This window comes from Janthinobacterium sp. PSPC3-1 (genome assembly GCF_049896105.1).
GTDB lineage: Bacteria > Pseudomonadota > Gammaproteobacteria > Burkholderiales > Burkholderiaceae_D > Janthinobacterium.
In genome coordinates, this window is sequence record NZ_JAFCTQ010000016.1 from 89,313 (window position 1) to 109,199 (window position 19,887).

Here is a 19,887-nt window from a genome sequence, read left to right on the forward strand (position 1 = left end):
GGCCCCAGGTGTTCTTACGCCTTATCGCTCCGTGTCCCGGGGTCCGTACCAATACCGCGCACCGCTGGCGCGGTACGAAGCCGCCTGTATGTCATCGGACAGCGTCATCCCCACCGCCCCCTCCACATCCGTGCGCAGTCGCATTATCCCCATCGTCCCATACCTTTCATACACTTCCGCCTTCGGATGCCGATACCGGTTCCGATGCCCAACCTGGAAGATCGCCAGCGATGGATTGACGGCATTCAAAAACGCCTGCGTCGACGAGGTGCCGCTGCCATGATGGGGCGCCAGCAGCACGTCGGCCGCCAGCGATACACGCGCGCGCACGAACAGCTCGCCCTCCTGCGCCGCCTCGATATCGCCGGCCAGCAGAATCGCGTGCTTGCCGGCCGTGATTTTCACGGTGCAGCTGCGGGCATTCGGTTTCAGGGTGATGTCGTGATGGGCTTCGGCCAGCGGATGCAGCATCTCGAAATGCACGCCTTCCCAGCTCCAGCGCTGGCCCGCCACGCAGCGCAGGTAAGGCTGGCCAAGCTTGCGCTGGAAGTCGACGGCCGGGTGGCCATCGGGCAAGGACGATGACAGCCAGCCCACCGGCACGTTTTCCAGCAAGGAGATGGCGCCGCCCGCGTGGTCGGTATCGCTGTGCGAGATGATCAGGCCATCGAGCTGGCCGATGCCGCGTGCACGCAGATACGGCACGATGACCCTGCTGGCGCCGTCGGAATCGAGGCCGTAGGCCGGGCCCGTGTCGTACAGCAAGCGGTGCCGGTGCGTTTCCACCAGCAGGGCCATGCCCTGGCCCACGTCGAAGGCCGTGACCCACAGCTGGCCCGGTGGCGGACTCGATGGCATGGCCGTCAGCAGCGGAATCCAGCTCAGCATGCCGGCCCAGCGGTGCGGCCAGCCGCGCGGCGCCAGCAGCCACAGGGTGCCGAAAGCCGCCCAGCAAAAGCTCCAGGCCGGCGGCACGGGCGCGGTCCAGACGGCGAAGCGGCGCGCACCGAGCCAGTCGAGCACCTGCGCCAGCATCTGCACGAGGAAATGCGCCAGCAGCAGGATCCAGTCGCACAAGGGCGCGGGCAACACGCTACCCAGCAAGGACAAGGGCGTGACCAGCAGGCTGATGACGGGTATCGCCAGCGCATTGGCCACCGGTGACACCAGGGACACTTGCGCGAACAGCAGCATGGTCAGCGGCACCAGGCCCACCGTCACCACATATTGCGTATGCGCGCCCAGCGCAATGGCCGCCCTGGCCCGCTGCCAGCGGCTGGCGTCCGCCTGCGTATGGCGGGCCATGCGGCCGACGGTCGCATACAGAATCGTGGCCACCGCGCCGAACGACAGCCAGAAGCCGGGCCACAGCACCGCCCAAGGGTCGAGCAGCACCACCACGCCCAGCGCCAGGCACAGCACGTGGGTGATGCTGGTGATGCGGCCCAGCCACAAGGCCAACGCCACCACGATCAGCATATACAGGGTGCGCTGGGCCGGCACGCCGAAGCCGGCCAGCAGCACATACAGCAAGGCCGCCAAGGCGCCGGCCAGCGCGGCCACTTTTTGCGCCGGCAGGAACAAGGGCAGCTGGCGGTCGGTGAAAAAGGAGCGCCGCCACAAGGCGCCCGCACCCAGCGCAAACATGCCGGCGACCATCGTGATATGCAAACCCGAAATGGAAATCAGGTGGCTGACGCCGGTGCGGTTGAATACCTGCCAGTCCGACTGGGGAATCGCGCGCTGGTCGCCCACCACCAGCGCCACGATCACGCCCGCATATTCCTTGCCCCGCAGGCTGCGCATGATGCGCGCGCGCAGTGCCGCGCGGCTGGCCTGCACCACATTACCGAAGCCGGGCACAAAGCTGTCCAGCCGCAGGTTCGGTGTATCCACTCTCGGCGCCGGCCGCACATAGCCGGTGGCGCGCACGCCCTGCTCCAGCAGCCACACCTCGTAATCGAAACCGTGCGGATTCGCGTTGCCGTGCGGGCGCTGCAGGCGCACCGTCAGCTGCCAGCGCTCACCCGGCTGCACGTCGCCCACTTCGCTGGTAATTTCATCGCGAAAGCCGGCATACCAGGACAAGGCGATCAGCGGCGGCACCACGTCGCCGCCGGCGCTTTCCACGGCAAAATTGAAGCGCACGCCCTGCTGGAATTGATACGGCAGGCTGGCGACGGTACCGATCACGGTGATGTCGCGGCCTTCGTCGGCCTGCGCCAACTGGGGAGCCAAGGCGAGTTGCGCCAGCCACGCGGCCCAGTAAAAACCCAGCGCCAGGCCGCAGGCCAGCGCAGCCACCGCCTTCACGACCAGGTGGCGCCGCCGCAGCAACAGCAGCGCGCCCAGGCAGACTGGCAGCAGCAATAACGACACCAGGCCCGGGTGTTGCGGCAGGCTCGCTTGCATCTGCAGCCATGCGGCGCCAAAGGCAAAGGCAAGGAGGACGATGCGCATATCGGTGGGCGGCAGTTGCATGGCAAGTCGTTCAATATAGCCTTGCCGGACAAGCCTGGTTTGCGCCAGATCATCCCTGCCCGGCACGGTATAATCGGTGCTGCATCCTCCACACCCAGGCATTCCATGACTTCCTCCGCACCACCCGCCAGCACTCCTGCCGACAGCAACGACCTCGCCGAAGACAATAACGACGCCACCCTGGTGGCGGAACTGGGCGAACTGGCCGAGCATGTGCGGCTGGTGAAGATGGAAGGCCGCGTGTTCGTGCGCTTTTCGGGCGAAGTTCGCGCGGGCGGCTTGCGCGTGCCGTATGCGCTGGTGCCGAGCCAGGGCGTGCTGGCGCGGCCGGCCAAGTGGCGCAAGATGGACCGCGAGGCCAAGCTGGCGCTGGTGCGCGAACGGGCCGGGCAAGCCGTGTTTGACGAGCTGCGCCAGCATGTGATCGATTTCGTGGCCGATATCGCCGGCCAGAGCGAAGACGTCGACGCTGACCCGATGCTGTTCCTGCATACCCTGGCCGACATGCAGACGTCGGAGCCGGCCGGCATGGTGTTCGACCGCATCCGCCAGCGCTTCAACCACGCCATCGAGCGCCAGCAGGAAGAGCAGCATGCGGCGCGCACGCGCCAGAGCATCAACCTGGCCGAATATCCGGCCTCGTTCGAGATGGCGCGCCGGCTGCCGCGCCGCTTTGTCGCGCTGCTGGGCCCCACCAATTCGGGCAAGACGCACCGCGCGATGGAAGCGCTGGTAAAAGCGAAAAACGGCGTCTACCTGGCGCCACTGCGCCTGCTGGCGCTGGAAAACTACGAGCGCCTGCAGGAGGCACGGCCACACGGCAAACCGCTGGCGGTCAACCTGATCACGGGCGAAGAGCGCCGCACGGTGGACAACGCCACCCACGTGGCCAGCACGGTGGAAATGCTGGACACGAAAACCGTGGTCGAGGTGGCAGTGATCGACGAGATCCAGATGCTGGCCGACCCGGACCGGGGCGCGGCCTGGACGGCGGCCGTCTGCGGCGCGCCGGCCCATACCGTCTACCTGGTGGGCGCACCGGAAGCGCGGCGCGCGATCGAGGCGTTGGCCGAACGGCTGGAGTGCCCGCTGGAGGTGCATGTGCTGAAACGCATGGCGCCGCTGTCGATGGAGCCGAGCGCCGTGCGCAAGGTGCGCAATCTGCGCCGCGGCGACGCGGTGATCGCGTTTTCGCGCCGCGAAGTGCTGATGTGGCGCGACATGATCACGGAGACCGGGCTGTCGGTGGCCACCGTCTACGGCAATCTGTCGCCCGAAGTGCGGCGCGCGCAGGCGCAGCGTTTTCGCGACGGCACGGCCGATATCGTGGTCGGCACCGATGCGCTGGCGATGGGCCTGAACATGCCGATCGCGCGCATCGTGATGACCACCAGCGTCAAGTACAACGGGCGCGAAGAGGAAGAGATTTCGGCCGCGCTGGCGCGCCAGATCGCCGGGCGCGCGGGCCGCTATGGCGTGCATGAAGAAGGACTGGTGGCCGGCTACGACAATGAGACGCACGAAGTGATGCGCGCCCTGCTCAAGGAAAAGCTGCACCCGCTGAACACCAGCGGCTTTGCGGTCGCGCCGTCGCTGGAACACTTGCACCGCATTTCGTCGGTGACGGGCGAGCAGTCGCTATCAAAACTGCTGCGCCGCTTTATCCACAATATCGACGTGCCGGACGGCTTTTTCTTCCCGCGCATTACCGAAGACCAGAAGGAACGCGCGCTGTGGCTCGACACCCTGCCCTTGTCCGTGGCCGACAAGTTCACCCTGTCGCTGGTGCCGATCTCCAGCAAGGTGCCGTCCTTGCAGACGGCGTGGGAACACTGGTCGAAGAATCTGTCGTTGGGCAAGACCAGTACCTTGCGCCAGCATGCCTACGGCGGCGGCACGCAGAATTTGCAGCAGGTGGAAGACACCTGCCGCTACTACTCGGCGTATGCCTGGCTCAGTTACCGCCTGCCCGAGTTCTTCCCCGATATCGCGGTGGCGCAGAATCTGTCGCGCGATGCGTCGGAACGGGTCGACTCCATCCTGCGCGCGCACAATGCGGCCTCGCGCGGAAAATCGAAGAAATTCCGTGCTTAACGCAGCTCCCAGAACCATATCTCTTCACACGTCCAGTAGCATTCCGAACCGCACACCTTGACGCCGGTGGACGGCAGCAGGATGTCGATATGGCCGCCGGCGCCGCCCAGGTAGCCGGGAATGCGAAAAAACGCCACGATGCCCTTGCGGTTGCCGATGCCGTCAATGGCCGCGTCCCTGGCGAATTTTTCGGGCGCACCCAACAGCGAGGGGCTGGCCAGCATATGCGCCAGCTTGGCCTGCCCCGGCTCGATCAGCGCGCCCTTGAACGGGCCCTTGTTGATCGCCATGCGGCCTTTGAGCTTGATACCGGACTTGATCAGGGCCAGGCTGATGCGGATGGCGCAGGTGTTGATGAAGCTGTCCTTGCCGATCAGGTCTTCCCAGCCGATTTCGCCGAACAGGGCCGCCTGGTCGACGGCCGCCACGCTGTAGTAGTTTTCACGCAGCTTGATGAATGCAGGTTTCATCTCAACCTCCCGTTTTTTGGTGGATGGGGACAGGGGAAACGGCTGGCCAGGATGGCCACGGCCAGGCGCGCCGCGTCGCCCTGGCGTGCCGGCTCAGGCAGCGCCTTGATGCCGGCGATCACGATGCCGTCGAGTTCCACAGATTTGACACGGCCCGTGTCGCACCACAGCCGGCCTTGCGCGGCATCGGCCACGCCGGCCAGGTAGCCTTTGGCGTAGCGCGGGTCCTGCTGGGACTGGGCCAGCAGCTGCGCGCCGCTCAGGCGCGGCGCCGTGGGAAAGGCGTGGGCGCACGATAAAGAGAGGACGAAAAGGAAGAAAAGTGAGCGCATGGCGGGCCTGGCAAAGGGGCATCCGCCGATTGTAGGCGGCGCCCATGACCCCGCACTGAGCGAGGTCAAGCATGGACGGGATGGTCTTGCAGCCTGTAGAATCGGGGCCGCCGCAAAAAACAAGGGGGTATTCCCGCGCCCCCGGGTCAGCCAAAGTAACAAAGCCAGCCTGCAAGCGACATGCGCCCTACCCCCGGCTTTGGATATTTGTGCTCACACGCTATTACCGAGAACTGTTGAATTTCCTGTCGCGCGCGGTCAACGACCGCCATGCGGCGGCCGACCTGGCGCAGGAAAGCTATGTGCGCGTGCTGGCCCTGCAGCAGTCGGGCGAGCACGTGGCCGAACCGCGCGCCCTGCTGTACCGCACCGCGCGCAACCTGGTGATCGACCGGCACCGGCGCGGCGCCGTGCGCGGCCAGGCGCTTGACACCGACGATGATGGCGGCGCCGATCTGTTCGACAGCCTGGCCGCTCCCGCCGCCAGCGAACCGGAAACGGCCGCCATGTCGGCGCAAGCCGTCGAGGCCATGCTGGCCGTGATCGGTGAACTGCCGCTGCGCTGCCGCGAAGCGTTTATCCTGCATAAATTCGACGGCCTGCCGCAAGCGGAAGTGGCGCGCCGGATGGGCATTTCCGTCACCATGGTGGAACGCCATATCAAGCTGGCCATGCAGGCCTGCCGCCGCTGCCAGGACGCCCAGGATGGCGCGCCCCCACCTTCGAGCCTGTGAGCCAGACATGAACCAGCCATCGCCATCCGACCAATCCCTGAGCGACCTTGACCAGCAGGCGCTGGACTGGTTCGCGCGCCGCGAGCGCAGCTTGAGCACAGCGGAAGCGGCACAGTTCAATACCTGGCTGGCGGCCAATCCCGCCCATGGCGAGGCCTATGCGCGCTGGCATGGCGACTGGGCCCGCCTGGACGCCTTGCCGGCCGCCGGCATCGACCAGCTGCGCCGCCGGCTGGCCGCCGACAAGGCCATCGCTGCGGCGCCGCCGTCACCCGCGCGCCGCCACTGGCTGGCCGCGCTGGCGCCAAGGGCGGCGCTGGCCACCCTGGCGCTGTCGGCGTCGGGCGGCGGCATCCTGGCCTGGCAACACTGGCGGCATCTGCCCGTGTACGAGGCCAGCTTTGCCACCGTGCGCGGCCAGCAGCAGGCCGTCACCCTCCCCGACGGCAGCGTGCTGCGGCTCGACACCGCCACGCGCGTGGCCGTCACCTTGTACCGCCAGCGCCGCGTCGTGCGGCTGCTCGATGGCCAGGCCGTGTTCCAGGTACAGGGCGATGCAAAACGCCCGTTCGACGTGCTGGCCGGCGCCGTGCGCATCACGGTGATCGGCACACGTTTTTCGGTACGCCATACCCCTGGCATGGCCTGCAAGGACGATGTGCGGGTCGAAGTCGAGGAAGGCCGGGTCAGCGTGGTGCGCAACGCGGCGCCCGATGGCGCGCCGGCCATGCTGCTCACCGCCGGCCAGCGCATCGGTGCCGACAACAGCGGGCGCCTGGGGGCCATCGGCCAGGTGGCGGCCCGGGGCATCGCGCCGTGGCGCGAGGGCCGCGTCAGTTTCGACGACACGCCGCTGGCGCAGGTGCTGGCCGAATTCGAGCGCTATGGCGCGACCAGGCTGGTGGTGCGCGACGCGCAGGTGGCGCAACTGGGCGTGACGGGCACGTTTGACCCGCTGCGGCTCGATAATTTCATGCGCGTGCTGCCGCGCGTGCTGCCGGTGGCGCTGCGGCGCGACGGCGCCGTGACGGAAATCGTCGCGGCGCGCTGAAAATAATTTTACGAACAGGGTTGGGGATCGCTACCGGCCATGCGTCTGCATGAGAAGGATTCTTGTTTACACCTCTCTGGAGATTGCATGTCACGCTTTCGCTTTATCCCCGCCCCCTTGATCATGGCCATGGCCGTCGCCCTGGCGTTTGCACCGGTCGTCCACGCCCAAGTCATCAGCGCCGCCACACCTTCCATCGAGATCCGCATCGCCGCCCAGCCGCTGGCGCAGGCGCTCGACGCGTTGGCGCGCCAGAGCCGCCTTGACCTGATGGTGCAGCCATCGCTGGTGGCCGGCAAGACGGCGCCCGCCGTGACGGGGCGCATGACGCCGCGCGACGCGCTCGAGCGCCTGCTGGCCGGCAGCGGCCTCGCGGCCGAGATCGAAGGCACGGCCGTCACGGTGCGTCCCCGGGGTCCCGGACAAGCCGCCGAACAGACCATGGCCCCGGTAACGGTCAGCGCCGCGCCGATGGTCAGCGCCACCACCGAAGGCAGCGGCGCTTACACCACGCGCGCGGTTACCATCGGCAAGGGCGAACAGGCATTGAAAGACATTCCGCAATCGGTCAGCGTGGTCACGCGCCAGCTGCTCGACGAGCAGAACCTGACCACCGTCTATGACACCCTGGCCAGCACCACCGGCATGACCATCCAGCAAAGCCCGCAGGGCGGCAAATATATTTATGCGCGCGGCTTCGACCTGACCACGGTGCAGTATGACGGCGTGCCGCTCAATCGCGGCATGTACGGCCGCGCCAGCAATTTCTCGGCCGGCACGGCCATCTACGACCGGGTGGAAGTGCTGCGCGGCGCGGCCGGCCTGCTGCAAGGCGCGGGCAATCCGGGCGGCGCCGTCAACCTGGTGCGCAAGCGCCCGCTGGCCGACAACGCCACCACCGTGACCGCCAAGGCCGGTTCGTGGGACAGCTACGGCCTGCAGCTGGACGCCAGCCGCGTGCTGAACGACGCCGGCACCCTGCGCGGCCGCGTGGTGGCCGACTACGAAGACAAGCATTCCTTTATCGATTACGTGGAACGCCGCAGCCCGACCCTGTTCGCCACGCTGGAATACGACCTGTCGCCGCAGACGCAGGTCAATGTCGCCTTGAGCTCGGAACAGGTCAAGGGCCTGCCCTTCCTGAACGGCCTGCCGCGCTACAGCAATGCGCGCGACCTGGACCTGCCGCGTTCGACCTTTCTCGGCGCAAAATGGAACCGGCAGGACAATGCCAACCGCGGCGCCTACCTGGACCTGTCGCATCACTTCAACGACGACTGGACGCTCAAGGTCAGCAGCGCCTACGTGAAGGAAAAGAACGACATGAAGTATGCCGGCTCGGGCCTGGCCATCAATCCGCTCACCAACCGGGGCGCCTTGCGCGCGTCGACCACAGTGGCCGAGAACGAACTGTCCGGCATCGACGCCAATATCACCGGCAAGTTCGACGCACTGGGGCGCCAGCATGAAGTGGTGTTTGGCGTGAACCATGCGCGCGCCACGGCCCGCACGGTATATGGTGTCAGCAGCAATTACCATACCTTCGACATCAACAACTTCAGCGCCGATTTTCCCGAGCCGACCGATGCCTTCATCAACAGCAACCTGCGCGAAGCGCGGGTCGGCAAGTCGCGCGAGACCGGGGCTTAGGGCACCGTGCGCGTGCAACTGGCCGATCCGCTCAAGCTGATCGTCGGCGGCCGCCTGGGCTGGTCGCGCACCGTCTGGGATACCGACACCACCGGCCGCAGCCCGTCGGTGTCGACCACCAATCAGGGCGAACACGCCAAGCTGACGCCGTACGCGGGCCTGGTGTATGCAATCAGTCCGCAATGGTCGGCCTACGCCAGCTATGCCGAGATCTTCTCGCCACAGTACGAACAGAAGGAATCGGGCGAGGCCCTGAAACCGCTGACGGGCGCGAATATTGAATTGGGCGTGAAGGGTGAACTGCTGGAGGGCCGCGTCAATACAGCGCTGGCGCTGTTCCGCGTTGACCAGAAAAACCGCGCGCAGGAAGACTACAACAGCAGCGACACCTGCCGCAGCGACTACTACTGCTATATCGATACGGGCAAGGTGCGCAGCGAAGGCGTCGACCTTGAACTAAGCGGCAAGCTGGCCACGGGCTGGAATGTGTTTTCCGGCTATACCTTCAACCGCACCAGATATGTGGCAGACGTCAACAGCGGCGGTCTGTCGTTCAACACCTACACGCCCAAGCACATGCTGCGCATCTGGAGCACGTACCAGCTGCGGGGCGCGCTGCGCGATGTCACCTTGGGCGGCGGCGTCAACAGCCAGAGTTCGAGCTACCGGACGGTGGGCCTGCTGACGGCCGATGTGAGCGGGCGCGCGGTGTGGAACGCCATGCTCAAGTACCAGATCAATCCGCGCTGGTCGGCCACCCTGAACGTCAACAATGTATTCGACAAGCGCTACTACAGCACCCTGTCGAGCTTTGTAAACGCCAACTACTATGGCGACCCGCGCAATGTGGTGCTGACACTGCGCGGTTCACTGTAAAACTTACCTGGCCGGCGCCTCGTAATGGAGCTTGAGCACCAGTCCATTGTGATCGTCGGCCAGGTAGATGTCGCCGTCCTGGCCCTGCTTGACATCGACCGGTGCGCCCCTGCCCTGCTTGCCCTTGCGCTCCCAGCCGCCGATCAGCTCGACCGACTTGCCCAGCGGCGCGCCGGCAGCATCGGGCAATAGCGCCACCAGGCGGTGGCCGTTGGCACGGTAGCCGTGGTAGCCGATGATCAGGCTGTTTTTATAGGTGGCCGGGAAGCGGCTGGCCGTATAAAAGGTCATGCCCAGCGGCGCGGCGTGACCGGGCAGCAGGCGCTGTGGCGCCGTGTATTTGGCGGCGCAATCGGTCTTCGGGTATTCGGGGCTGGCGACATTGCTGTCGTAGCAGTAGGGCCAGCCGTAATGCTGGCCGGCCTTGATCAGGTTCAGTTCTTCATGCGGCAGGTTCTCGTCGCTTTTCAGCTGCGGCATGGCGGCCTGGATCGCGTCGCGCGCATTTTCCGCCTGCCACAGGGCGCCGGTGGCCGGGTGAAACGCCAGCGCCATCGAATTGCGCAAGCCGTGCGCATGGGTGCTCCAGCTGGTGACCGTGCCGGCCGGCCAGGCCATCTTGTATTCGCGGATGGCGCCCAGCGCTTCCTTGCCTTCGGCCGTGGCGCACGGTTTGCCCGCGTCCGGCGCCTTGCCGTCCTTGCCTTCGCAATGGTCGGTGCTGGACCCCACGTTGACATACAGGTCGCCTGCGGGACTGAAGCGCATGGTGGTCAAGAGATGCAGGCCCAGGCCCGGCAGGCCCGGCGTTTTCGCGGTGCCGCCGATCACGTCGGTGAGGGAGGCCGGGTCGCGCAGGTCGAAGCGGAAGATGCGCCCCACCACGCCCACGTAGACCATGCCGTCCGGCCCCTGCACGATGCCGTTCGGGCGATCGAGCTTGTCGAGCAGCAGCTTGCGTTCGAACTTGCCACCGGCCTGGCGCTTGAGCAGCCACAGCTTGCCCTGGTTCGCCGTCCAGCCGGCCATGTCGGTGACCAGCACGTCGCCATTGGTCAGCGGCAGCACGCCACGCGGAAATTTCATGCCGTCGCCCAGCACGCCGACGCAAAAGCCGGCCGGCGTGGTGACGTTCAGGCGGGGCAAGCCGTCACACAGGTCGGCCGCCATGGCGGGTGCCGCCAGGGAGCTGAGCAGCGCGGCAACGAGTATCTTCTTATTCATGTGGGCTTTCCATCAAGGGTAGACGCGGCATCACCGCGCGGGCGTTGGCGCTGGTCTGCGCCGCCACGTCGGCAAGGTCGATGCCGCGCAGTTCGGCCAGCACGGCGCCGATGCGGGGCAGCTGTTCCGGGCTGTTGCGGCCAGGGTGGATCCAGGCAGGGGAAATATCGGGCGCATCGGTTTCCAGCACGATGGAACTCAAGGGCAAATCGGTGGCCATGCGGCGTATCTGCAAGGCGCGCGTAAACGTCATGGCGCCGCCGAAGCCGAGCTTGAAACCGAGGTCGATATAGCCCTGCGCCTGTTGAAAACTGCCGTTGAAGGCGTGCGCGATGCCGCCGTTCGGGCGGATCTGGCGCGCATGTTTCAGGACGATGTCCTGCGAACGGCGCACATGGGCCAGCACCGGCAGGTCGAAATCACGCGCGATTTTCAGCTGCTCGCGCAGGAAGTGTTCCTGCTTGGCGCGCATGGCCGGTTCCGCCAGCATGGGAATAAAGAAATCCAGGCCGATCTCGCCGATGGCGACAAAGCGCGGGTCCGTCATCGCCACGGCCACAGCCTCGCGCAGCGCCAGCAGATCGTCCTCGGTGGCGTGCGGCACGTAGATCGGGTGGATGCCCAGCGCATAGCAGCCGTTGGGCGCGGCGTGGGCCAGTTCGCGCACGATGGAAAAATTCGCCTTTTCGACGGCGGGAATGACGATCATGGCCACGCCCAGTTCCCCGGCGCGCTGCGCCACCGGCAGCGATTCGTTACCGAATTCGTGGGCGTCCAGGTGGCAGTGCGTATCGATCCACAGCATGGCGAGACCTCAGTACTGGTAGGGTTGCAGCCCTTCGTCGGTCAGGCGCAGCACGCGGTCGCAGCGCCTGGCCAGTTCGATATCGTGGGTAACGATGACGAAAGCCGTGCCCAGGGTGCGCGACAGTTCCAGCATCAGGTCAAAAATCTGTTCAGCCGTGGCGTGATCGAGATTGCCGGTCGGTTCGTCGGCCAGCACGCAGGCCGGCTGCGTGACGAGGGCGCGGGCCAGGGCCACGCGCTGGCGCTCGCCGCCCGACAGTTCGCCGGGCGTGTGCGTGACGCGCTTGGCCAGGTTGACGCGCGCCAGGATCTGCTGCGCCAGGTCGGTGGCCGGCGCGCGCTTCATGCGCCGTATCATCAAAGGCATGGCGACGTTGTCCAGCGCCGAAAATTCCGGCAGCAGATGGTGGAACTGGTAGACAAAACCGAGCGAGGCATTGCGCAAGTCGCCGCGCGCCTTTTCGCTGAGGGTGGCGAAGTCTTTCCCCAGCAAGGTGACGCTGCCGGTGGTCGGCGTATCGAGGCCGCCCAGCAGGTGCAGCAGGGTCGACTTGCCGGAACCGGAAGCGCCGACGATGGCCACGCGCTCGCCGCGATGGATGTCGATATCGATGCCGGCCAGTACCTGCACCTTGTAGCTGCCCTGGGTGAAAGTCTTGCCCAGGCCACGGCAGGACAGCACGGCGGCGGTGGTGGATGTGGCGGCGTTTTTATTCAGATCGGTCATGGTCATGGTCTAATGATTATTCGTAGCGCAGGGCTTCGGCCGGCTTCACGCGCGCGGCCCACCAGCTTGGATACAGGGTCGCCAGAAAGGCGAGGATCACGGCCAGCACGCCGATTCTGGTGACGTCGGGCCAGCGCAGGTCGGACGGCACGGTGCTGATGAAATAGATGTCCTTGGACAGGAACTGCACGCCCAGCAGGTGTTCGATAAACGGCACGATGACGTCGATATTCATCGCCACCAGCACGCCGCCACCGACGCCCAGAATCGTGCCGAGAATGCCCACCAGCGCGCCCTGGATCATGAAGATCTTCATGATCGATCCCGGCGAGGCACCGAGCGTGCGCAGGATGGCGATATCGGCCTGCTTGTCGGTCACCGTCATCACCAGGGTCGACACCAGGTTGAAGGCGGCCACCGCGATGATCAGGGTCAGGATAATGAACATCATGCGCTTTTCGGTCTGCACGGCGGCAAACCAGTTGGCGTTCAATTGCGACCAGTCGCGCAGGCGCAGGTCGCCCGGCATGGATTTTTTCAGTTCTGCCGCCACCTGCGGCGCGCGGTTCATGTCGACCAGGCGCAGGCGCAGGCCGGACGGGCCTTCCAGGCGCAGCAGCCGCTGGCCGTCCTCGATATTGATGAACGCCAGGCCGGCGTCGAATTCGTTGTGGCCGGCCTGGAAGATCCCGCTGACGGTAAAACTGCGCATGCGCGGCAGCACGCCGGCCGGCGTGACCTGGCCCTGGGCCAGCATCAGCGTGACTTTTTCGCCGAGATTGACGCGCAGCGCGCGCGCCAGCTCGATGCCCAGCACGATATTGTAGGTGCCCGGCTGCAGCGCCTTGAAGCTGCCCATGCGCGTCTGGCCGGCCACGTCGGACACGTTCGGTTCTTCTTCCGGCAGCACGCCGCGCACAATGGCCGGGCGCAGCGCATCGTCGCGCAGCAGCATGCCCTGGGTTTCGACGAAAGGCGCCGCGCCCTTGACGGCTGGATTCTTGAAGGCCTGGGCCTTTTCCGCGCGCCAGTCGGGCATGCTGCCGCTGTTGTCGAATACCTCGACGTGGGCCAGCACCGACAGCATGCGGTCGGTGACTTCCTTCTGGAAGCCGTTCATCACCGACAGCACGACGATCAGCGCCGCCACGCCCAGGCCGATGCCGGCCATGGAAATGAGCGAGATAAACGAGATAAAACTGTTGCGGCCACTGCGCTTGCCGGCCCGCGTGTAGCGCAGGCCGACCAGCCATTCAAAAGGCAAATTCTTTAACATTCTTGTGCTTCCGGCGGATTTAATCGGTATTTCGTTTTTACTCGTAGCGCAGCGCTTCGGCCGGCTTCACGCGCGCCGCGCGCCAGCTCGGATAGATGGTCGCCACCAGCGCCAGGCCAAAGGCGATCAGGCCGATCTGCGCCACGTCCAGCCAGTGCAGGTCGGACGGCACGGCGCTGATCTGGTAGATCTCTTTCGAGATGAAGTGCAGGCCGAAAATGCCTTCGATAAAGGGCACGATCACGCCCACGTTCAGCGCCAGCAGCACGCCGCCGGCCACGCCCAGGGCGCTGCCCAAGAGGCCCACCAGCGCACCCTGGATCATGAAGATCTTCATGATGGAAAACGGCGAGGCGCCCAGGGTGCGCAGGATCGCGATATCGGCCTGCTTGTCGGTGACCGACATCACCAGGGTCGAGACCAGGTTGAAGGCGGCCACCGCGATGATCATGCTGAGAATAATGAACATCATGTTCTTCTGGCTTTGCACCAGCGCGTACCAGCTGGCACTGGCGCGCGACCAGTCGCGCATCCACAATTCGCCCGGCATCGAGGCCTTGAGTTCCCGCGCCACCTGCGGCGCCTGGTTCATGTCATGCAGGCGCAGACGCAGGCCGGACGGGCCGTCGAGCATCAGCAGCTGTTCGGCGTCCTGCATGTTGACAAACGCCAGGCTGGCGTCGAGTTCATTGTGGCCCGCCTCAAAAATGCCCGAGACCTTCAGCGCCCGCATGCGCGGCATGACCATGCTGTTGAGGGAATCGCCGGCGCGCGGTTCGCGTTCCAGCATCAGGGTCACGTTCTGGCCCACCGTGACGCCCAGCGCCTTGGCCAGGTCGATGCCCAGCACGATATGGTAGGAGTCCGGCGTCAGGGACGCGAACTGGCCCTCTTTCATCTGCCCTGCCACGCTGGAGACCTTGGCTTCCTGCTGCGGCAGCACGCCACGCACCACGGACGGGCGCATGGTTTCGTCGTTGAGCAGCATGCCCTGGGTTTCCACGAACGGTGCGACGGCCTTGACTTGCGGGTTGGCGTAGGCGGCCTTTTCCTGCTCCTGCCAGTTCGGCATGGCGCCGCGCGTGTCGAACACTTCCACGTGGGCCAGCACCGACATCAGGCGGTCGGTGACTTCCTTCTGGAAGCCGTTCATGACGGACAGCACGACGATCAGCGCCGCCACGCCCAGCGCGATGCCGGCCACGGAAATCATGGAGATAAAGGAAATGAAACTGTTACGACCGCTGCGTTTGCCGGCGCGCGTGTAGCGCACGCCGACCTGCCACTCGTAAGGAAATTGTTTGATGATGCTCATTTGATACTTATGCGCTCCCGCGACAACGATGATAGGCGAGCGCGCAGTGTGCCACATAATCATCATTTCATGCGTGAAACACGCCACGCTGGCGTCAGATAGATAGGCAAGATCCCACGGAAGGCGCCGTATCCTGTTCGCACCTGGCCACAATGGCCTACAATCTCGGCATGAATCAACTTACCCTCGTTCTTCCCTATGCCCTGCCGCATTCAGCGCTGGCCGGCGACCTGATCAAGGCGCTGCAGACTCCGGCGCTGGCGGCGCTGATATCGCGCACGTCGACCTCCACCTTGCATGAGTTTGACGGCACCACCCGCTTGCTGCCGCACGAAGCCTGGCTGGCGCATGCGCTCGAACTGGCGCCGCCGGCCGGCAGCGATGACGCCGCGGCACCGTTTGCGGCGGCGGCCATGCGCGGCTTTGGCCTGACGCCGGAGCCTGGTGCGCGCTATTTCCTGATCCACCCCGTGCATATTGAAATTACGCGCAAGCACCTGACGATGGACGACTTGCGCCAGCTGCAACTGAGCGAGGCCGACAGCCGCACCCTGTTCGAGCTGGCCCGGCCCTATTTCGACGAGCTGGGCCAGCCCCTGTATTACGGCGACGCCCATACCTGGTTCATGCGCGCCGATGGCTGGACCGATCTGCGCTGCGCATCACCGGACGCGGCCGCCAGCCAGAACCTGGCCGACTGGATGCCCGAGGGCGAGCATGCGCGCGCCTCGCGCCGGCTGCAAAATGAAGTGCAGATGCTGTGGCATGAACACCCGGTCAACGCCGCGCGCGAGGCGCGCGGCCTGAAAACCATCAATGGCTACTGGTTGTGGGGCGCGAACGACGCCAAGGCCAGAGCGCCTGCCTGCGCCGACGCCCTGCATGTGAGCGCCGCGCCCGGCTGGCTGTCGGCGCTGGCCGAACCGTCGCGGCGCGATGCCGCCCCGGCCAGCATCATCGCCGGCCAGTCCGATGCGCTGGTGGTGTATGCCGGCCTGGTCGAATCGGCCATGGCGCAGGACTGGGGCACCTGGCTGGCGCAGCTGCAGGAACTGGAGCAGCACTGGTTTGCGCCGCTGCTGGCGGCCATCAAGGAAGGCCGCCTGGGCCAGTTGCGCCTGGTGCTGAGCCACCGCGACGCCTGGCTGGACTGCGCCACCAGCAAGAATGCGCAGCGCAAATTCTGGCGCGCCCACACCCTGAACACATTGAGCTCATCATGACACGCACCCGTATCGCCACCCGCCCCTGTCCGTACCGCGAATCCGAACTGCTGCGCCAGGGCGGCATTCACCCCGTGCTGGCCCGGTTGTACGCGTCGCGCGGCCTGTCCAATGCGGCCGAACTGTCGATTGAGGCGAAAGACCTGATTCCGCCAGCCGGCCTGCTGCACGTCGATGCGGCAGGCGTATTCCTGGCCGATGCGATTGCCGCCAACAAACGCCTGGTGATCGTCGCCGACTACGATTGCGACGGCGCCACCGCCTGCGCCGTGGCCCTGCGCGGCTTGCGCGCGATGGGGGCGAATGTCGACTTTATCGTGCCGAACCGTTTTGAATACGGCTATGGCCTGACACCCGAGATCGTCGAGCTGACGGCGCGCGAAAAGTCCCCGGACATCATCATTACGGTCGACAACGGCATCGCCAGCATCGACGGCGTGGCCGAAGCGAACCGGCGCGGCATCCAAGTGGTGGTCACCGACCATCACTTGCCGGCCGACACCCTGCCCGACGCGGCCGTCATCGTCAACCCGAACCAGCCCGCCTGCGGCTTTCCGTCGAAGCACCTGGCCGGCGTGGGCGTCATGTTTTACGTCTTGCTGGCCTTGCGCGCGGAAATGCGCCGGCGCGGCGCCTACGAGACGCAGCCGCAACCCAAGCTGGACAATCTGCTCGACCTGGTGGCGCTGGGCACCGTGGCCGATGTGGTGCGCCTCGACACCAACAACCGCATCCTGGTGGCGCAGGGCCTCAAGCGCATGCGCAAGGGCAATATGCACACGGGCGTGGCTGCCCTGTTCCGCGTGGCCGGCCGCGAAGCGCGCAGCGCCACGCCATTCGACCTGGGTTTTGCGCTGGGGCCGCGCCTGAATGCGGCCGGGCGCCTGCAGGACATGTCGCTCGGCATCGAATGCCTGATCACCGACGACGAAGGCCGCGCCTGGGCGCTGGCCCAGCAATTGAACGACATCAACCTGAAACGGCGCGAGATCGAGGCGGAAATGCAGGATACGGCCCTGCTGCACCTCGATCATTTCGAGCCGGCCAACAGCAGCACCATCAGCGTGTTCGACGAGTCCTGGCATCAGGGCGTGATCGGCATCGTGGCCTCGCGCCTGAAGGAAAAATTCTACCGCCCGACGATTACCTTCGCACCGGGCGCCGACGGCTGGATCAAGGGTTCCGGACGGTCGATCCCCGGTTTTCATTTGCGCGACGCGCTCGACCTGGTCTCGAAACGCGCCCCCAGCCTGATCGACAAGTTCGGCGGCCACGCGATGGCGGCCGGCCTCACCATCCGCGCCGACGCCTTTGACGCCTTTTCGCAGGCATTCGAAGCGGTGGGACAAGCCTGGCTGAGCCAGCAGCAGCTGGAAAGAGTGGTGGAAACGGACGGCCCGCTGGAAGACGCCTACTACACCACCGCCTTTATCGAGCTGATGGACGGCCAGGTATGGGGCCAGGGCTTTGCGCCGCCCGTGTTCTGCGATGAATTCCGCGTCGTCAGCCAGCGTATTCTGAAGGAACGCCACCTGAAACTGCTGCTGGAAAAGAACGGCGTGCGCTTCGATGCGATCTGGTTCGGGCATACGGATGCGCTCGGTGAACGCACGCGGGTGGCGTTCCGGCTCGACGCGAATGAATACAATGGCACGACCAAGGTGCAACTGATGGTGGAGCATGCGGAGCCGGCGTGATAGCCGCAGATTATTGCCGCATCTCAATCCCTGTTTCGATAGCCAACATTTCCCCTGAGTAAAGGTGTATCAATCAAGTAAGTCGCGGCCAGCAAGATTCATGGCAGGCACCATCGTTGTGAAGGCGAAGTCGGTGGCGGCTCGGGAGGTTCCCATAGCCAGCCCCATGCCCTGACCGCCCCAATTGCAGCAGCACGCCGCACACCATTGCCACGCGCCCTGTTAATTTTCCAAAAATGGAGTAATATTAATCCATATAAGGAGCGATCATGAATCTTGCCTATGCTTATCCGAAGAGCCGCTTTGAACCGGCTGTCCTTGTCGACCTGAACGCCAGGGCCGAGCGCGAGCGCTTGTCGCAGGCGGCGCTGAAAGGGTTTTTCAAGCTGGCCACCGCCTGGAAACTGCGCGACGACGATGCACGCGAATTGCTGGGCGGTTTGTCGAGCAGCGCCTGGTACGAGTGGAAAAAGAATCCGGACCGGGTGCTGGAAGTGGATCGCATCACGCGCATTTCCTATCTGCTCGGTATCTACAAGGCGCTACATATTCTTTACGGCGACCAGCTTGCCGATGAATGGGTCAACCTGCCGAACAAGAACGCCATCTTTGGCGGGCGCACGCCCCTGTCCCAGATGCTGGCCGGTGGCCTGCTGGCGATGCAGACGGTCAGGAAGCTGCTCGACGCGCGGCGCGGCGGGTTGTAAGCGTGACGCGCCTGCTGCCTGACGGCCTGCCGCCGCGCTCGGCGCTTCGGCAGATCGATACCTGCCGCCTGATCCCCTCGCGCTTTGCCGACATGGAAGACTCCGTGCTGGCGCCGCTGGCCGACAACGACGACCACCTGGCCCAGCTGTTCGAACTCGACAACGCCACCAATGCGCGCCTCATCGCCGAGTACGGTGGCACGCCAGGAATTGGCGTGGACGAGCTGGTTTTTGGCGTACCCCATTTCCGCATCATCAACGCCGCCTACACCTATGCGCGGCCGGAAGGGGCGCGTTTCAACGATGGCGAACGAGGCGCGTGGTATTGCGCCTTTGACATGGAAACGGCGCTGGCCGAGATCATCTTCCACAAGACGGTGGAGTACCAGGAGATCGATTACTTCACCGACAGCGTCAGCTACCAGTCGCTGCTGGCGGACTTTTCCGCCACCTTTCACGACCTGCGCGGCCAGCCCCGTTTCGAGGCTTGCCTGGACCCGGTCAGCTATATCGCCTCGCAGGAACTGGCGGCCACCCTGCTCGACGCGGGATCGATGGGCGTGATCTTTCCCAGCACGCGGCGCGCCGAGGGCACCAACCTGGCCTGCTTTCGCCCCGCCCTGGTGGGCAATGTTCGCAAAGGCGCGGCCTATCGGTTAACATGGCGGGGTACGCCCGTGCCAAATGTCGAAACGCTTTAAGTAACCCCCAATAAATTCTTGTGATTTCTGACTTCCATAACCGGCGCTCTGCTGTGTTGCCAACTGCTAGCAGTGCTCGCACTGCGTCGCAGTTGGCGCCTTGCATAGCATCCGGTTCTGTTCGTCATAACTTCACAATAATTTCCTGACGATTACTTAGCGGCCAGGCATCTTCCCTATCAAACAGATTATTCGCATGCAAACCAACCCTGAAAAAGACACCGACCTGCGCCTCAAAGTGAACAGCGAAACGGCCCGCCTGCCCTGGCGCGAGCTGGAAAAGCATTTCGCGCAAGGCAATGTGGTGTGGATCGCCAATGAGCTCGACCTGGTCGAGGTCGCCGTGCGCATCTCGCACGACGACAAATCGACCATCACGCAATGGATGGCCGATGGCCAGCTGGCCAAGGTATCGGACCAGCAGGCGCTGGACTGGCAGGCGGCCAATGCCTCGCTGTGGGCGGTGGTGGTCAGCCCGTTTATCCTGGTGCAGCAGGACAAGCCCACCAAGCACTGACCTGC

Annotated in this window: 18 protein-coding genes; 10 read left to right on the plus strand and 8 right to left on the minus strand. The window is 65.1% G+C overall.

Annotated elements, in window-relative coordinates; all coding sequences use genetic code 11:
- Positions 1 to 21: 21 nt before the first annotated feature.
- The gene (locus ACP7B7_RS17670; RefSeq protein WP_426077526.1) at positions 22 to 2,460 is read right to left on the minus strand and encodes a DNA internalization-related competence protein ComEC/Rec2; all 2,439 of its coding nucleotides are present in this window, start codon (positions 2,458 to 2,460) and stop codon (positions 22 to 24) included.
- A 126-nt stretch (positions 2,461 to 2,586) separates the two neighbouring features.
- Here ACP7B7_RS17670 and ACP7B7_RS17675 point away from each other — a divergent pair, with 126 nt between their 5' ends.
- The gene (locus ACP7B7_RS17675) at positions 2,587 to 4,575 is read left to right on the plus strand and encodes a helicase-related protein (protein ID WP_426077503.1); all 1,989 of its coding nucleotides are present in this window, start codon (positions 2,587 to 2,589) and stop codon (positions 4,573 to 4,575) included.
- Here ACP7B7_RS17675 and ACP7B7_RS17680 read toward each other — a convergent pair.
- Positions 4,572 to 5,045 (minus strand): T6SS effector amidase Tae4 family protein, encoded by a 474-nt coding sequence (locus tag ACP7B7_RS17680; protein ID WP_426077504.1) that lies wholly within the window; start codon positions 5,043 to 5,045, stop codon positions 4,572 to 4,574. The genes ACP7B7_RS17675 and ACP7B7_RS17680 overlap by 4 nt on opposite strands.
- The gene (locus tag ACP7B7_RS17685; RefSeq protein ID WP_426077505.1) at positions 5,042 to 5,377 is read right to left on the minus strand and encodes a Rap1a/Tai family immunity protein; all 336 of its coding nucleotides are present in this window, start codon (positions 5,375 to 5,377) and stop codon (positions 5,042 to 5,044) included. The genes ACP7B7_RS17680 and ACP7B7_RS17685 overlap by 4 nt, the downstream gene beginning before the upstream one ends.
- Before the next feature lie 209 nt (positions 5,378 to 5,586).
- On the opposite strand from ACP7B7_RS17685, the gene ACP7B7_RS17690 reads away from it, so the two are divergent.
- The 4 genes from ACP7B7_RS17690 to ACP7B7_RS17705 all read left to right on the plus strand — a co-directional run bounded on the left by ACP7B7_RS17690 (position 5,587) and on the right by ACP7B7_RS17705 (position 9,688).
- Positions 5,587 to 6,111, plus strand: a complete 525-nt coding sequence (locus ACP7B7_RS17690; protein WP_426077506.1) for a sigma-70 family RNA polymerase sigma factor — start codon at positions 5,587 to 5,589, stop codon at positions 6,109 to 6,111.
- A gap of 7 nt (positions 6,112 to 6,118) precedes the next feature.
- On the plus strand, positions 6,119 to 7,162 hold the full coding sequence (locus tag ACP7B7_RS17695; protein WP_426077507.1) for a FecR family protein: 1,044 nt from the start codon (positions 6,119 to 6,121) through the stop codon (positions 7,160 to 7,162).
- A gap of 87 nt (positions 7,163 to 7,249) precedes the next feature.
- Positions 7,250 to 8,812: a TonB-dependent siderophore receptor gene (locus ACP7B7_RS17700; protein WP_426077508.1), complete on the plus strand. Its 1,563-nt coding sequence runs from the start codon at positions 7,250 to 7,252 to the stop codon at positions 8,810 to 8,812.
- A gap of 6 nt (positions 8,813 to 8,818) precedes the next feature.
- Complete coding sequence (locus tag ACP7B7_RS17705; protein WP_426077509.1) at positions 8,819 to 9,688, plus strand: TonB-dependent siderophore receptor; 870 nt, start codon at positions 8,819 to 8,821, stop codon at positions 9,686 to 9,688.
- A gap of 3 nt (positions 9,689 to 9,691) precedes the next feature.
- On the opposite strand, the gene ACP7B7_RS17710 is transcribed toward ACP7B7_RS17705, so the two are convergent.
- From ACP7B7_RS17710 to ACP7B7_RS17730, 5 genes are read right to left on the minus strand one after another with little or no spacing between them, the layout of a single operon-like run.
- Positions 9,692 to 10,912 (minus strand): PQQ-dependent sugar dehydrogenase, encoded by a 1,221-nt coding sequence (locus ACP7B7_RS17710; RefSeq protein ID WP_308921602.1) that lies wholly within the window; start codon positions 10,910 to 10,912, stop codon positions 9,692 to 9,694.
- Positions 10,905 to 11,714, minus strand: a complete 810-nt coding sequence (locus ACP7B7_RS17715; protein WP_426077527.1) for a TatD family hydrolase — start codon at positions 11,712 to 11,714, stop codon at positions 10,905 to 10,907. Before ACP7B7_RS17715 ends, ACP7B7_RS17710 begins: the two co-directional genes overlap by 8 nt.
- A 12-nt stretch (positions 11,715 to 11,726) precedes the next feature.
- Positions 11,727 to 12,446, minus strand: coding sequence for a lipoprotein-releasing ABC transporter ATP-binding protein LolD (lolD, locus tag ACP7B7_RS17720; RefSeq protein ID WP_308921603.1), 720 nt, complete (start codon positions 12,444 to 12,446; stop codon positions 11,727 to 11,729).
- 16 nt (positions 12,447 to 12,462) lie between these two features.
- Complete coding sequence (locus ACP7B7_RS17725; protein WP_308921604.1) at positions 12,463 to 13,722, minus strand: lipoprotein-releasing ABC transporter permease subunit; 1,260 nt, start codon at positions 13,720 to 13,722, stop codon at positions 12,463 to 12,465.
- Positions 13,723 to 13,759: 37 nt separating this feature from the next.
- Positions 13,760 to 15,037 (minus strand): lipoprotein-releasing ABC transporter permease subunit, encoded by a 1,278-nt coding sequence (locus tag ACP7B7_RS17730; protein WP_308921605.1) that lies wholly within the window; start codon positions 15,035 to 15,037, stop codon positions 13,760 to 13,762.
- Positions 15,038 to 15,207: 170 nt separating this feature from the next.
- Between ACP7B7_RS17730 and ACP7B7_RS17735 the strand changes: the two genes are divergently transcribed.
- The 5 genes from ACP7B7_RS17735 (at position 15,208) to ACP7B7_RS17755 (ending at position 19,882) form a co-directional block, all read left to right on the plus strand.
- Entirely contained in the window at positions 15,208 to 16,260 is a 1,053-nt protein-coding gene (locus ACP7B7_RS17735; protein WP_308921606.1) for a hypothetical protein, read from the plus strand.
- Positions 16,257 to 17,957 carry a single-stranded-DNA-specific exonuclease RecJ gene (recJ, locus tag ACP7B7_RS17740; RefSeq protein WP_308921607.1) on the plus strand — a complete coding sequence of 567 codons (1,701 nt, stop codon included), beginning with the start codon at positions 16,257 to 16,259 and terminating at the stop codon, positions 17,955 to 17,957. Before ACP7B7_RS17735 ends, recJ begins: the two co-directional genes overlap by 4 nt.
- 269 nt (positions 17,958 to 18,226) lie before the next feature.
- Entirely contained in the window at positions 18,227 to 18,664 is a 438-nt protein-coding gene (locus tag ACP7B7_RS17745) for an MbcA/ParS/Xre antitoxin family protein (RefSeq protein WP_308921608.1), read from the plus strand.
- 2 nt (positions 18,665 to 18,666) lie between these two features.
- The gene (locus ACP7B7_RS17750; protein WP_374694194.1) at positions 18,667 to 19,365 is read left to right on the plus strand and encodes an RES family NAD+ phosphorylase; all 699 of its coding nucleotides are present in this window, start codon (positions 18,667 to 18,669) and stop codon (positions 19,363 to 19,365) included.
- Between the two features lie 196 nt (positions 19,366 to 19,561).
- Complete coding sequence (locus ACP7B7_RS17755) at positions 19,562 to 19,882, plus strand: DUF2288 domain-containing protein (protein ID WP_426077510.1); 321 nt, start codon at positions 19,562 to 19,564, stop codon at positions 19,880 to 19,882.
- The last annotated feature ends 5 nt before the right edge of the window (positions 19,883 to 19,887 follow it).